Below are 14,066 nucleotides of genomic sequence, written 5' to 3' on the forward strand. Positions count from 1 at the left end.
GCTCTAGAAGGTCACGCCGGCGTACAGGACGATGTTGGCGTAGGGCGTGCATTCGCCCGTGCGGATCACCGCCCTGGCGCGTGCGCTCAGGCGCTTGAGTTCCTCGTGCGACACCGTCTCCGGCAGGGCGGCCAGCTGGCCTTCGCACCATGCCGGCAGCTGTCCCGCCGGCAGCTGCCCGATGGCTTCGCGCGCGATCAGCGCGCGCTCCACCTGCATCTCCGAAAGCACGACCTTGAGCACGTCCGCGACCCGCGGAATCCCCGGCGTGAGCGCCAGGTCGATGCGCCGGGGGCCGTCGGGAATCGGCAGGCCGGCATCGCCGATCACCAGCATGTCGCCATGGCCGAGCGCGGCAATCACTTGCGAGAGTTCGGCATGCAGCAGGGCGGTACGTTTCACAGCGCGGTCCAGTCGGGAGGCATGGGGCTTTGCAGCACGGCGTCGCGCTGCGGAATGGAAGGCTGGGCGCCGGGCCGCTGGATGCACAGCGCGGCGGCGCGGATGCCCAGGCGCACGGCTTCGTCGAAGGACTGGCCCTCGCCCAGTGCCACGGCCAATGCGCCCAGGAAGGTGTCGCCTGCGGCCGTGGTGTCGACCGCCTGCACCCTGGGCGCGGGATGGTGGCGCGCGCCGTCGGCATCGATGGCCACGGCGCCGCGCGCGCCCAGCGTGACGACCACGCGCGCGACGCCCTTGGCACGCAAGGCCTGGCCGGCCAATGCGGCTTCCTGCGGGCTGTCGGCGGCCTGGCCGCACAGCGCCTCGGCCTCGATCTCGTTGACGACCAGCGTGTCGATGCGCGGCCACAGCGGCTCGGCGATCGGCTGCACCGGCGACGGGTTGAGCAGCACCCTGCAGCCGGCCTCGTGCGCCACCGAAATGGCGCGCGCGACCTGGTCCATCGGTATCTCGAACTGCGTCACCAGGAAGGCCGCGCCCTGCAGCTGCTGCCGCAGCGCCGCCGCGTCGATCTCGGCCTGCGCGTTGGCGCCCGGAATCATCACGATGCGGTTCTGGCCGCTGTCTTCCACCAGGATCAGCGCGGTGCCCGTGGGCTCGCTGCGGCTCGTGCGCAGCGCGGCGGTGTCGATGCCGTCGCACATGAGCGCGCCGCGCAGCGCCTGGCCGTGCGCGTCGGCGCCCACGCAGCCGATCATGGCCACCCGGGCGCCTTCGCGCGCGCAGCTCACGGCCTGGTTGGCGCCCTTGCCGCCCGGGATATGGGCGATCGAATGGCCCAGCAGGGTTTCGCCCGCGGCCGGTGCATGCGGCACGCGCAGCACGATGTCCATGTTCAGGCTGCCGAGCACCACGATGCGTGGCGGCTGGGCGGCGCTGGAAGAGGGAGAAGGCTTCGAACTCACGGGGTGCGGGACTTTCGGCTTGGCGCGGCTGCCGCTTCGGACGCGGGGGCGGAAGAGGACGAGGAAGAAGAAGACGGTGCGGCGGCCTCGCGGAAGCTCGCGTGCCGCGCGGTCGAGGCGCGCACGCGCAGCTCGGGCTGCAGCACCACCTTGCGCGCATCGCGCCGTTTGCCGCCCACGCGCTCCAGCAGCATGTCGACAGCCAGCGCGCCGATGCGCTCCTTGGGCTGCGCCACGGTGGTGAGCGGCGGGCTGGTGTAGGCCGAGAGTTCGATGTCGTCGAAGCCCACGATCGAGAGCTCGTCAGGCACGCGCACGCCGCTTTCATGCGCGGCGCGCAGGGCGCCGATGGCCATCAGGTCGTTGCAGACGAAGACGGCCGAGGGCGCCTCTTCGGTGCGCAAGATGGCGTGCATCGCCTCGTAGCCGCCCTGGCTCGTGAAGCCGCCGCGCCACAGCAGGGCGTCGGCATTCGGCGCGGTGCCGTTCTCGGCCAGCGCCATGCGCCAGCCCTCGATGCGCTGCTCGCTCGGCATCACGCCCACCGGCCCGCCGATGCAGGCAATGCGCTTGTGGCCGAGCGACAGCAGGTGCCGCACCGCGAGCAGGCCGCCCTGCATGTGGGCGGTTTCCACCAGGTCGCAGGCCGGATCGGCAATCTCGCGGTCGACCAGCACCGTGGGAATGCGCAGGCCGTGCAGCTGCGTGACGAGCGAGTCGTCGTCGCCGGCGCCGGTCGACACCACGATCAGCCCGTCGATGCGGCGCTCGGCCAGCACCTGCAGGTAGACGCTCTGGCGGCGCGGCTCGTCGTCGGTGTTGCACAGCACCAGCGTGTAGCCGGCGCCGAAGCAGCGGTCTTCGACGATGCGCACGATCTCGGCAAAGTAGGGGTTCGAGCTGTTCGGAATCAGCATGCCGAGCGTCGAGGTGGTGTTACTCTTGAGGCTGCGCGCCATCGCATTGGGCACGTAGCCCAGCTCGCGGATGGCCTGTTCCACGCGCTCGCGGCCCTTGGCGCTCACGTGGCGCGTGTCGTTGACCACGTGCGAGACGGTGGTGACCGAAACTCCCGCGCGCAGCGCGACGTCCTTGATGGTGGCCATGGTGGCTTCCCCCTTTTGTTGCGGCGTCAGGCCAGGCGGCGATCGGCCCGGCGCTGGCGCAGGGTGTCGATGATCACCGCAACCACGATGACCGCGCCGGTGATGATGCGTTTGCTCGGCTCGCTGGCGCCCACCTGCGCGAGCCCGGCCTCGAGCACCGCGATGATCAGCACGCCGAAGAAGGTGTTGACCACCGAGCCGCGTCCGCCCATGAGGCTGGTGCCGCCGATCACCACGGCCGCGATCACCTGCAGCTCGATGCCGACGCCGGCATTGGGGTCGGCCGCTTCGAGCCGCGCCGACTGCATCAGTCCCGCGAGCCCGGCCAGCAGGCCGGTGGCCGCGAACACGATGATGCGGATCGGCCGCGGATCGATGCCCGCGAGCCGCATCGCTTCTTCGTTGGTGCCGATGCCCACCACGTGCCGGCCGAACACCGTGCGCGTGAGCACCAGCTGGCCGGCGGCCACCAGCACCACCGCCAGCACGAAGGCCGCGGAGATGCCGCCGAGCCACGGCGCGGCCAGGCCCGAGATGGCATCGCCCACGTACTGGGTGCGCGAATCGGTCACCAGGTAGGCGCCGCCGCGCACCGCCTCCAGCATGCCGAGCGAGACGATGAAGCTCGGCAGCCGCCATGCGACCGACACCGCGCCCGTCACGCTGCCGCACACCAGCCCGGTGGCCAGGCCCAGCGCCGCGGCCACCGGCACCGAGAGCTTCCACTGGAGGATGGCGGCGGCTGTGACCGCCGCGCTGAGTGCAAGCACCGAGCCCACCGACAGGTCGATGCCCGCGATGATCAGCACGAAGGTCATGCCGACCGCCATCACCGCGAGCGCGGGAATCTCGTTGGCAATGGAGATGAAGGTTTCGCGTGTGAGGAAATATTCGCTCAGCGTGCCGAAGAGCGCGACCATGCCCACGAGCACGACGGTCAGGCCCACGTAGGTGCCCAGCTGGCCCTTCAAGGCGGAGGGCGGGGCGGAGGTAGCAGCGGCTGCGGTCATGGTGTGTCGGCGGTGGCCGGTTGGCCCGGATTCGAATCGGAAATGGCGGAGCCCGCCGTGGCGGGGGTTGCCGCATTGGCGGCGCGGCCTGCCGCATCGCTGAAGGCGGCGGCCAGCAGCGATTGCTCGCTCCACTGGCCGCGCTCGAACACCGCGACCAGCCGGCCGGCGCTCATCACGCCGATGCGGTCGCACATGGCCATGAGTTCGCGCAGGTCGCTCGACACCATCAGGAGCGCCTTGCCGGCGTCGGTCATGCGGTCGAGCTCGGCGTACAGGTCGGCACGCGCGCCGACGTCCACGCCGCGCGTGGGCTCGTCTAGCAGCAGCACCTTGCATTCGCGGTGCAGCCAGCGCGCGAACACCACCTTCTGCTGGTTGCCGCCGCTCAGGGTGGCCACCGGCTGCTCGATGCTGCGCGAGCGGATGCGCAGCAGCTCCACCAGCCTCCTGGCAATGCCGCGCTCCTTGGCGCGCTGCAGCCAGCCGGCGTGCGAGATCGCGCCCAGGTCGCTCAGCGTGGCGTTGACGCGGATCGATTGCGCAAGCAGCAGCCCCTGCGACTTGCGGTCCTCGGTCACAAGGCCGATGCCGGCGCGGATGGCCTGCATCGGCGAGCGCCAGCCCTTGCGCACGCGCAGCACCGGCTGCGTGGCGGCGATGCCGTCGTAGAGAAGAATTTCGCCGCGGTCGGCGCGGTCGGCGCCGAACAGCAGGCGCACGAGTTCGGTCCGGCCCGAGCCGACCAGGCCCGCCAGGCCCATGACTTCGCCCGCGTGCAGGTCGATGTCGACGTCCTTCACGGCCTCGGCCCGGCCGATGCCGCGCGCGCTCAGCAGCACCGGCCCGGCCACGCGGCGGTCGCGGCCTTCGTGCTCGTGCACCGCGCGGCCCACCATGCGCTGCACCAGCTCGGCTTCGCGCACGCCGGCCATCGCGCGCACGTCCACCAGCCGGCCGTCGCGCAGCACCGCCACGCGATCGGCGATGCGCTGCAACTCCTCGAGCCGGTGCGAAACGTAGACGATGGCCACGCCGCGCGCCTTCAGCAGTTCGATCTGCTCGAACAGGTGCGAGGTCTCGCGCGGCGTGAGCATGGCGGTGGGCTCGTCGAGCACCAGCACGCGCGTGTCGTCCTGCAGGTTGCGCGCAATCTCGACCATCTGCTGCTGGCCGATGCCCAGCCGCGCCACGGGCGTGGCCGGGTCGATATGTTCCATGCCGATCTTCGCGAGCTGGCGCGCGGCCAGTTCGTGCAGCTTGCCGCGGCGGATCCAGCCGGTCTGGTTGGGCAGCCGGTCGAGCAGCAGGTTCTCGGCCACCGACAGCGTGGTGACCAGCCCCAGCTCCTGCATGACCATGCGCACGCCCAGGCGCTCGGCGTCGCGGCGGGAAGCAGGCTGGAACGCCGCGCCGCCCAGCAGCATCTGCCCGCGCGTGGGCTGCACCAGGCCGCAGACGATCTTCGAGAGCGTGCTCTTGCCGGCGCCGTTCTCGCCCGTGAGCGCGAGCACCTCGCCGGCGTTCAGCACCAGCGAGACGTCGTCGAGCACCGGCGCCGCATAGTCCTTGCCGAGCGCGCTCAGCGAGAGCACGGGCACGGCAAGGCCGGTATTCATGGCGGCGGCAGGTGCGTTCAACGTCGGCTCTTTTTCTTCTGGGCTTACTTCGCGGAGGACTTGGTGACCAGCACCACGTCGGTCTTCACTTCGGCCGGCATGGCCGACTGCGGCTTCTTCTCGGCCAGCGCCTTGAGCGCGGTCTCGATGCCGAACACCGCCTGCTTGGCCGCGAACTGGTCGGCGGTGGCAAGCACGCGGCCGTCCTTCAGCATTGGCTTGATGGCGCCGATGTTGTCGTAGCCCACCACCAGCACCTTGCCGGTCTTGCCCGCGGCCTTGACGGCAGCGACCGCGCCCAGCGCCATGCTGTCGTTGCCCGCGAGCAGCGCCTTCAGGTCGGGGTGCTCGCGCATCATGCCGGCGGCCACCGTGTTGCCCTTGTCGATTTCCCACTGGCCCGACTGCACGCCCACCACCGTGGCGCCGGCGGCCTTCATGGCGTCCTGGTAGCCGAGGGTGCGCTGCTGCGCATTGAAGGTGGTCGACACGCCTTCGATGATGCCGACCTTGTCGCCGGCCTTCAGGCTCTTGGCGAGCTCGTCGCCCACCAGCTTGGCGCCGGCGCGGTTGTCGGGGCCCACGAAGGGCACCTGGATGCCCTTTTCCTTCAGCGCGGCGGCGTCGAACTGGTTGTCGATGTTGACCACCAGGATGCCGCGGTCGATGGCCGCCTTGACCACCGGCACCAGCGCCTTCGAATCGGCCGGCGCGATGACCAGCGCATTGATCTTCTGCGCCATCATCTGCTCGACCATCTTGATCTGGGCGGCCGTGTCGGTCTCGTCCTTGATGCCGTTGGCCACCAGCGTGTACTCCGAGGCATGCGCCTTCTGGTGCGCCTTGGCGCCGTCTTCCATGGTGCGGAAGAATTCATTGGCCAGCGACTTCATGACCAGCGCGACCTTGGGCTTGTCCTGGGCCAGGGCGGGCGAGGCGGCGAAGGCGCCCAGCAGCGCCAGGGCGGCTGCGCTTTGCAGCGTGCGGCGGGTGAACTTCATGGGTGATGTCTCCTGAGGTGGTTGAGCGGTTCGCCGGTCTGTGGCCGGGGCACCGATGTTAACCAACGAAAACGTTTGCGCAAACGTTTGCTAATCCGGTTTAACCCTGATTTTTCTGGGCACCTTCCAGGGCGAGCGAAGCGGCCTGAAGTACGCACGGCCGAGGGAAAACCTGGACAGCCTAAAATCCCCGGTTACCCAAGAGGACCCCCCATGAGTTTGCAATGCGGCATCGTCGGCCTGCCCAACGTCGGTAAATCCACCCTTTTCAATGCGTTGACCAAGGCCGGCATCGCGGCGGAAAACTATCCGTTCTGCACCATCGAGCCCAACGTGGGCGTGGTGGAAGTGCCCGATCCGCGGCTCGCGCAACTGAGCGAAATCGTCAAGCCCGAGCGCGTGGTGCCCGCGATCGTCGAGTTCGTCGACATTGCCGGCCTGGTGGCCGGCGCCAGCACGGGCGAGGGCCTGGGCAACAAGTTCCTCGCGCACATCCGCGAAACCGACGCCACCGTGAACGTGGTGCGCTGCTTCGACGACGAGAACGTGATCCACGTGGCCGGCAAGGTCGATCCGATCTCCGACATCGAGGTGATCCAGACCGAACTCTGCCTGGCCGACCTCGCCACCGTCGAGAAGGCGCTGCACCGCCACACCAAGGTGGCGCGCTCCGGCGACAAGGATGCGCAGAAGCTGGTCGGCCTGCTCGAACGCTGCCAGGCCGCGCTGAACGAGAACACGCCGGTGCGCGCGCTCGAGTTCACGAAGGAGGAGCAGCCGCTGGTCAAGTCGTTCACGCTGATCACCGCCAAGCCCGCGATGTTCGTCGGCAACGTGGCGGAAGACGGCTTCGAGAACAACCCCTACCTCGACCGCCTGCGCGAATATGCGGCGAAGCAGGGCGCGCCCGTGGTAGCCATCTGCGCCAAGATCGAAGCCGAACTCGCCGAGATGGACGATGAGGACAAGAAGATGTTCCTCGCCGAAATCGGCCAGGAGGAGCCGGGCCTCAATCGCCTGATCCGCGCGGCCTACAAGCTGCTGGGCCTGCAGACCTACTTCACCGCCGGCGTGAAGGAAGTGCGCGCCTGGACCATCCACATCGGCGACACCGGCCCCCAGGCCGCCGGCGTGATCCACGGCGACTTCGAAAAGGGCTACATCCGCGCCCAGACCATTTCGTTCGAGGACTACATCGCCTACAAGGGCGAGCAGGGCGCGAAGGACGCGGGCAAGATGCGCTCGGAAGGCAAGGAATACGTGGTCAAGGACGGCGACGTGATGAACTTCCTGTTCAGTTCGTAGAGCCGCGTCATGCTCACCGTCCATCACCTCAACAATTCGCGCTCGCAGCGCGTGCTTTGGCTGCTCGAAGAACTTGGCCTGCCCTACGAGATCGTCCACTACCAGCGCGACCCGCAGACCATGTTGGCGCCCGCTTCGCTGCGGGCCGTGCATCCGCTGGGCAAGTCGCCGGTGGTGACCACGGACGACGGGCTGGTGCTGGCGGAGTCGGGTGCGGTCATCGAAACGCTGATCGAGCGCCATGGCAGCGGCCGCTTGGCGCCCGCGGCGGGCACGCCGGAGGCGGTGCGCTATCGCTACTGGCTGCATTTCGCGGAAGGCTCGGCGATGTCGCCGCTGCTGCTCAAGCTGGTGTTCGACAGGGTCGAGAACGGCAGGATGCCCTTCTTCGCGAAGCCGATCGCGAAGATGATCTCCGGCAAGGCCAAGGCGGCCATCGTCACGCCCAATATTGAAAGCCACCTGGATTTCATGGAAGCCGAGCTCGGCAAGAGCGAGTGGTTTGCCGGCAGCGAATTCACGGGTGCCGACATCCAGATGAGTTTCCCGGTCGAAGCCGCGCAGGCGCGCGGCGGCCTCGATGCGAAGCGGCCCAGGCTGATGGCGTACCTGGAGCGCATCCATGCGCGGCCCGGCTACCAGCGCGCGCTCGAACGCGGCGGCCCCTACGGCCTCCTGAGCTGAAGCGTTTGCTTCACGACGGGAACACGTAGAGCAGCGCGACCGTCATGCAGACATAGCGCAGGAACTTCCCGATGGCCATGTAGCCCAGGCATGGCCAGAACGGCAGCTTGAGCCAGCCCGCCACCGCGCACAGCGGATCGCCCACCAGCGGCAGCCAGCTCAGCAGGCAGGCCTTGGGCCCGAGCCGCTCCAGCCAGCCCAAGACCCGCACATGGTGTTTCGAGTGCGAATATTTGTCGGCCACCTTGTGCGCGCCGTAGCCCATCCACCAGTCGACCGCGCCGCCCAGCGTGTTGCCCACCGTCGCGACCAGGATCGCCGGCCAGAACATGTCGGGGTTGAGCTTGAGCAAGCCGAAAAGAATGGGCTCCGAGCCCACCGGCAGCAGCGTGGCCGAGACGAAGGCCGCGATGAACAGCGTGGAGAGTCCGTATTGCGGAAGCGCAAGGAGCGCCAGGAGTGCGTCGAGCCAGGCTTGCATAAGGTGAAATGAGTCGACGCAGTATAGGCAGCGAACCTTCTGCGGCAGGTCGGAGAAAACGCCGGATGCAACCGGTGCTTGCGGTGTACCGCGCGCGCAAATCGTTTCAGCGCATGGAATCGCGCGTGGCTACAATCGTGCCTCATTTTTCAGCAGCCGCTCTCGCGACGCTTTCCACTTCATGACCTTGCAGATCGGCACCCACACGCTGGAAAACCGCCTGTTCGTTGCGCCCATGGCCGGTGTGACGGACCGGCCGTTCCGCATGCTGTGCCGCGAACTCGGCGCGGGCTACGCGGTCAGCGAGATGGTCACCTCGCGCAAGGAACTCTGGAACACGCTCAAGACCTCGCGCCGCGCCAACCACGACGGCGAACCCGGTCCCATCGCGGTGCAGATTGCCGGCACCGATGCGGCCATGATGGCCGAGGCTGCGGTCTACAACATCGAGCGCGGCGCGCAGATCATCGACATCAACATGGGCTGCCCGGCCAAGAAGGTCTGCAACAAGTGGGCCGGTTCGGCGCTGATGCGCGACGAGCCGCTGGCGCTCGAAATCGTGCAGGCCGTGGTCGATGCGGCAGCGCCCCACAACGTGCCGGTCACGCTCAAGATGCGCACTGGCTGGAGCGAAGAGCACCGCAACGCGGTGAAGCTCGCGCGCGATTTCGAATCGGCCGGCGTGCAGATGCTCACCGTGCACGGGCGTACCCGCGAGCAAGGCTACAAGGGCAGCGCCGAGTACGACACCATTGCCGCCGTGAAGGCCGCGGTGCGCGTGCCGGTGGTGGCCAACGGCGACATCCGCTCGCCCGAGAAGGCGCGCGAGGTGCTCGCGGCCACCGGCGCCGATGCGGTGATGATCGGCCGCGCGGCGCAGGGGCGGCCCTGGATCTTCCGCGAGATCTCCCATTTCCTGGCCACGGGCACGCACCTTGCACCGCCGCTGGTCGCCGAAGTGCGCCGCCTGCTGCTCGACCACCTGGTGGAGCACTACGCGCTCTACGGCGAATTCAGCGGCGTGCGCACCGCGCGCAAGCACATCGGCTGGTATGTGCGCACGCTGCCGGACGGCGAAGCCTTCCGCGCGCGGATGAACACCATCGAAGACTCCGCTGCGCAGCTGCGCGCGGTCGGCGATTATTTCGACGGGTTGGCGGACCGCATGGACCGCATGCCCGTGCACCAGGCGGCCGAAGAGCTGTCCGGTGAAGAGGAGGCGGCCTGCGCCGCCGATTGAGAGGAAGAGAAAAAAAACATGAGCAAGAAACACATCGAGGACTGCGTGCGCACCAGTCTGGACAGCTACTTTCGTGATCTGCGCGGCACCGAACCCGACGGCATGTACGAGATGCTCGTGCGTGTGGTCGAGAAGCCCCTGCTCGACGTCGTGATGACGCGCGCCGAGGGCAACCAGTCGAAGGCCGCGCAATGGTTGGGCCTGAATCGCAACACGCTTCGCAAGAAGCTGGTTGAACACAAACTCTTGAAATAAATAACTCCACGGCATATTCCATGGCCCAGACCGCACTCATCTCCGTCTCCGACAAAACCGGCATCCTCGAATTCGCGCAGGCGCTGCATGCGCTGGGCATCAAGCTGCTGTCCACCGGCGGCACCGCCAAGCTGCTGGCCGATGCCGGCCTGCCCGTGACCGAAGTGGCCGACCACACCGGCTTTCCCGAAATGCTCGACGGCCGCGTGAAGACGCTGCATCCCAAGATCCACGGCGGCCTGCTCGCGCGGCGCGACCTGCCCGCGCACGTCGCGGCCATCAAGGAACACGGCATCGACACCATCGACCTGCTGGTGGTCAATCTCTATCCCTTCGAAGCGACAGTGGCCAAGGCCGGCTGCACGCTCGAGGACGCGATCGAGAACATCGACATCGGCGGCCCGGCCATGGTGCGCAGCGCGGCCAAGAACTGGAAGGACGTCGGCGTGCTGACGGACGCCTCGCAGTACCCCGTGGCGCTGGCTGAACTGCAGGCCGGCGGCAAGCTCAGCGACAAGACCAGGTTCGCGTTCTCGGTGGCCGCGTTCAACCGCATCGCCGACTACGACGGCGCGATCAGCGACTACCTCTCGGCCATCGACTTCGACGCCAGCATCGGCCAGCCCTCGCCCACGCGCTCGCTGTTCCCGGCGCAGAGCAACGGCCGCTTCGTGAAGGTGCAGGACCTGCGCTACGGCGAGAACCCGCACCAGCAGGCCGCGTTCTACCGCGACCTGCATCCGGCGCCCGGTTCGCTCGTGTCGGCGAAGCAATTGCAGGGCAAGGAGCTCAGCTACAACAACATCGCCGATGCGGATGCCGCATGGGAATGCGTGAAGAGCTTCGACGTGCCCGCCTGCGTGATCGTCAAGCACGCCAACCCCTGCGGCGTGGCCGTGGGCAAGGACGCGGCCGAGGCTTACGCCAAGGCCTTCAAGACCGACCCGACCTCGGCCTTCGGCGGCATCATCGCCTTCAACCGCCCGGTCGATGGCGAGACTGCGCAGGCCATTGCCAAGCAGTTCGTCGAAGTGCTGATGGCGCCGGGCTACACGCCCGAGGCGCTCGAAGTGTTCCAGGCGACCAAGGCCAAGCTCAACGTGCGCGTGCTCGAAATCGCACTGCCCAAGGGCGGCAGCACCGACTGGGACAACGGCCGCAACGCGATGGACGTCAAGCGTGTCGGCTCGGGCCTGCTGATCCAGACCGCCGACAACCACGAGCTGGCGCTGGCCGACCTCAAGGTGGTCAGCAAGAAGCAGCCCACGCCCGAGCAGCTGCAGGACCTGCTGTTCGCATGGAAGGTCGCCAAGTACGTCAAGAGCAACGCCATCGTGTTCTGCGCCGGCGGCATGACCATGGGCGTGGGCGCCGGCCAGATGAGCCGCCTCGACTCGGCGCGCATCGCGAGCATCAAGGCCGAGCATGCGGGCCTGTCGCTGAAAGGCACGGCGGTGGCAAGCGACGCCTTCTTCCCGTTCCGCGACGGGCTCGACGTGGTGGTCGATGCCGGCGCGAGCAGCGTCATCCAGCCGGGCGGTTCGATGCGCGACCAGGAAGTGATCGACGCTGCCGACGAGCGCGGCGTGGTCATGGTGCTCTCGGGCGTACGCCACTTCCGGCACTGAGCCAGCGCCCTTGGGTCGGGGCGCCCGTCGGCGCCCCGCAGCAGACAGATCAGAGCGGGCGCAGCGTCCTGAAAACCTGCCGCGCAGCTTCGATGGTGGCGGCAATGTCTTCCTCGCCGTGCGCGGCGCTCACGAAGCCGGCCTCGTAGAGCGCCGGCGCGATGTATACGCCGCGGTCGAGCAAACCGTGGAACAGCGCGTTGAACTTCGCGTTGTCGGTGGTCATCACGGTGGCGTAGTTCTGCGGCAGTTCGTCCATCAGGAAGAAGCCGAACATGCCGCCCTCGCTGTCGGCGTTGAAGGGCTGGCCCTCGGCGGCTGCCGCGGCTTTCAGGCCGTCGACCAGCGTGCGGGTCTTCTTCGCCAGTGCTTCATAGAAGCCGGGCTTCGAGATTTCCTTCAGCGTGGCCAGGCCGCAGGCCGTGGCCACCGGGTTGCCCGACAGCGTGCCGGCCTGGTAGACCGGCCCGAGCGGCGCGAGCTGTTCCATGATGGCGCGCGGGCCGCCGAAGGCCGCCAGCGGCATGCCGCCGCCGATGACCTTGCCGAGCACCGTGAGGTCGGGCGTGATGCCCAGCACGCCCTGCGCGCCGTGCAGGCCGACGCGAAAGCCGGTCATCACTTCGTCGAACACCAGCAGCGCGCCGTGCTGCGTGCACAGCTCTCGGCAGCGGGCGGCGAAGGCGGGCGTGGCGCGCACGAAGTTCATGTTGCCGGCAATCGCCTCGATCATCAGGCAGGCGATGTCGTTGCCGTGCAGCGCGAAGGCTTCCTCGAGCTGCGCGATGTTGTTGTACTCGAGCACCAGCGTGTGCTGCGTGACCTCGGGCGGCACGCCGGCCGAGGTGGGATGGCCGAAGGTGGCGAGGCCGGAGCCGGCCTTCACCAGCAGCGCGTCGGCATGGCCGTGGTAGCAACCTTCGAACTTGATGATGTGCTTGCGGCCGGTGGCGCCGCGCGCCAGGCGCAGCGCGCTCATGGCGGCCTCGGTGCCCGAGCTCACGAGCCGCACCATCTCCATCGACGGCATCAGCGCGAGGATGGCTTCGGCCAGCTCGATCTCGCGCTCGGTCGGCGCGCCGTAGGAGAAGCCCTCGAGCACGGCCTTCTGCACCGCCTCGACCACCGCGGGGTGGCCGTGGCCCAGGATCATCGGCCCCCAGGAGCCGATGTAGTCGATGTAGCGCTTGTCGTTGGCGTCCCAGAAATAGGCGCCCTCGGCCCGGCGGATGAAGCGCGGGGTGCCGCCCACGGCCTTGAAGGCGCGCACCGGCGAATTGACGCCACCGGGAATGACGGCGCGGGCGCGCTCGAAAAGAATGTCGTTTTGGTCAGCGTTTTGCATCAGTGTCGGGTGTCGTGGGGGGGCAGGGCAAAGTCTTGCGGCGCATCGGGGTCTTCATCGTCGTCCTCATCGTCTTCCGGCTCGGCCCAGAACAGGCGGTCCGGAAGCACATGGCCCATGCCGGGCCGGAAGCCCGCGTCGAGGCAGCGGTCCATGTAGGCCAGGGCTTCGGTGGTGGCGGCCACCAGGTCGGTGCCGCTCGCGAGCAGGGCGGCCAGCGCGGCCGACAGCGTGTCGCCGGCACCGGCGAAGACGGCTTCGAGCCGCTCGTATTTCTCGCTGGCGAGCACCGACTGCGGCGAGGCCAGCACGTTGTCGATGAACTGGTCGGGCAGCACCATGCCGGTCACCAGCGTGTAGGGCACGCCGAATTCGCCGGCGGCCTTGGCAATGTCGCGCGCGCCGGGCGGGCGCTCGCCGCTCCAGTCGGGAAGCAGCCAGCGCCACAGCGTACTGTGGTTTCCAACCAACACTGTGGCCTGGGGCAGCAGCAGTTCGCGGAAGGCGTCGAGATAGCCCTCGATGAGGTTCTCGTCCCACCAGGAAAGGTTGGGCATGTAGGCCACCAGCGGCACCTCGGGGTAGTCGGAGGCGGTCTCGGCGATGGTGCTCAGCGCGTCGGGCGTTCCGACGAAGCCCACCTTGATGAGCTGGACCTCCACGTCCTCGAGAATGGCGCGCGCCTGCTCGGCGATGGCCTCCTCCTCGAAGGCGAAATGGTCGAAGATCTCGGCCGTGTCGCGGGCGTAGGCGCCCGTCACCACCGGCAGCATGTGCGCGCCGACCGAGGCCATGGCCAGGGCGTCGGCGCCCAGCCCGCCGGCGCCGCTCGGGTCGCTGGCGTTGAAGACCAGCACGCAGGGCGGATTCAGGTCGCGCTCGGCCACCTCTTCGGCGTCCGGCGGGGGGTCGTTAAGATTGCCCGGTTTGCGGGCGTGGTCTGCTGGATGTAAGTAGATGGTCATACGCCGGGCGAAATCCCCTGGATGGTGGCATAGGCGCGACGTTTACCGTCCGCCAGTGAG

14 protein-coding genes are annotated in these 14,066 nt (G+C 68.2%); 5 read left to right on the forward strand and 9 right to left on the reverse strand.

Features of this window, described 5'->3' with window-relative positions:
• Positions 1 to 3: 3 nt before the first annotated feature.
• The 6 genes from rbsD to FB547_RS04835 are packed head-to-tail and all read right to left on the reverse strand — an operon-like array spanning position 4 to position 6,103.
• Entirely contained in the window at positions 4 to 402 is a 399-nt protein-coding gene (gene rbsD / locus FB547_RS04810; RefSeq protein ID WP_145740067.1) for a D-ribose pyranase, read from the reverse strand.
• Positions 399 to 1,367, reverse strand: a complete 969-nt coding sequence (rbsK, locus tag FB547_RS04815) for a ribokinase (RefSeq protein ID WP_145740069.1) — start codon at positions 1,365 to 1,367, stop codon at positions 399 to 401. Before rbsK ends, rbsD begins: the two co-directional genes overlap by 4 nt.
• Positions 1,364 to 2,473: a LacI family DNA-binding transcriptional regulator gene (locus FB547_RS04820; protein WP_145740071.1), complete on the reverse strand. Its 1,110-nt coding sequence runs from the start codon at positions 2,471 to 2,473 to the stop codon at positions 1,364 to 1,366. The genes rbsK and FB547_RS04820 overlap by 4 nt, the downstream gene beginning before the upstream one ends.
• 26 nt (positions 2,474 to 2,499) lie before the next feature.
• Positions 2,500 to 3,483, reverse strand: a complete 984-nt coding sequence (locus tag FB547_RS04825; RefSeq protein WP_145740073.1) for an ABC transporter permease — start codon at positions 3,481 to 3,483, stop codon at positions 2,500 to 2,502.
• On the reverse strand, positions 3,480 to 5,102 hold the full coding sequence (locus tag FB547_RS04830; RefSeq protein ID WP_145740569.1) for a sugar ABC transporter ATP-binding protein: 1,623 nt from the start codon (positions 5,100 to 5,102) through the stop codon (positions 3,480 to 3,482). The genes FB547_RS04825 and FB547_RS04830 overlap by 4 nt, the downstream gene beginning before the upstream one ends.
• A 44-nt stretch (positions 5,103 to 5,146) precedes the next feature.
• Positions 5,147 to 6,103 carry a sugar ABC transporter substrate-binding protein gene (locus tag FB547_RS04835; protein ID WP_145740075.1) on the reverse strand — a complete coding sequence of 319 codons (957 nt, stop codon included), beginning with the start codon at positions 6,101 to 6,103 and terminating at the stop codon, positions 5,147 to 5,149.
• Positions 6,104 to 6,316: 213 nt separating this feature from the next.
• Here FB547_RS04835 and ychF point away from each other — a divergent pair, with 213 nt between their 5' ends.
• Together ychF and FB547_RS04845 are read left to right on the forward strand one after the other, a co-directional pair.
• Positions 6,317 to 7,408, forward strand: coding sequence for a redox-regulated ATPase YchF (gene ychF / locus FB547_RS04840; RefSeq protein WP_145740077.1), 1,092 nt, complete (start codon positions 6,317 to 6,319; stop codon positions 7,406 to 7,408).
• Positions 7,409 to 7,417: 9 nt separating this feature from the next.
• On the forward strand, positions 7,418 to 8,092 hold the full coding sequence (locus FB547_RS04845; protein WP_145740079.1) for a glutathione S-transferase: 675 nt from the start codon (positions 7,418 to 7,420) through the stop codon (positions 8,090 to 8,092).
• A gap of 10 nt (positions 8,093 to 8,102) precedes the next feature.
• Here FB547_RS04845 and FB547_RS04850 read toward each other — a convergent pair whose 3' ends face one another.
• Entirely contained in the window at positions 8,103 to 8,573 is a 471-nt protein-coding gene (locus FB547_RS04850) for a YqaA family protein (protein ID WP_015867395.1), read from the reverse strand.
• Positions 8,574 to 8,754: 181 nt separating this feature from the next.
• Here FB547_RS04850 and dusB point away from each other — a divergent pair, with 181 nt between their 5' ends.
• From dusB to purH, 3 genes are read left to right on the forward strand one after another with little or no spacing between them, the layout of a single operon-like run.
• Positions 8,755 to 9,813, forward strand: a complete 1,059-nt coding sequence (gene dusB / locus FB547_RS04855) for a tRNA dihydrouridine synthase DusB (protein WP_025569407.1) — start codon at positions 8,755 to 8,757, stop codon at positions 9,811 to 9,813.
• Between the two features lie 18 nt (positions 9,814 to 9,831).
• On the forward strand, positions 9,832 to 10,068 hold the full coding sequence (locus tag FB547_RS04860) for a Fis family transcriptional regulator (protein ID WP_007838304.1): 237 nt from the start codon (positions 9,832 to 9,834) through the stop codon (positions 10,066 to 10,068).
• Between the two features lie 20 nt (positions 10,069 to 10,088).
• Positions 10,089 to 11,696 (forward strand): bifunctional phosphoribosylaminoimidazolecarboxamide formyltransferase/IMP cyclohydrolase, encoded by a 1,608-nt coding sequence (purH, locus tag FB547_RS04865; RefSeq protein ID WP_145740080.1) that lies wholly within the window; start codon positions 10,089 to 10,091, stop codon positions 11,694 to 11,696.
• Between the two features lie 49 nt (positions 11,697 to 11,745).
• Here the strand turns inward: purH and hemL are convergent, their stop codons facing one another.
• Complete coding sequence (hemL, locus tag FB547_RS04870) at positions 11,746 to 13,041, reverse strand: glutamate-1-semialdehyde 2,1-aminomutase (RefSeq protein WP_145740082.1); 1,296 nt, start codon at positions 13,039 to 13,041, stop codon at positions 11,746 to 11,748.
• A complete protein-coding gene (locus tag FB547_RS04875; protein ID WP_145740084.1) occupies positions 13,041 to 14,006 on the reverse strand; it encodes a hydroxymethylpyrimidine/phosphomethylpyrimidine kinase in 966 nt (321 codons plus the stop codon). Before FB547_RS04875 ends, hemL begins: the two co-directional genes overlap by 1 nt.
• Positions 14,007 to 14,066 lie beyond the last annotated feature (60 nt).

Source organism: Variovorax beijingensis, assembly GCF_007828835.1.
GTDB lineage: Bacteria > Pseudomonadota > Gammaproteobacteria > Burkholderiales > Burkholderiaceae_C > Variovorax > Variovorax beijingensis_A.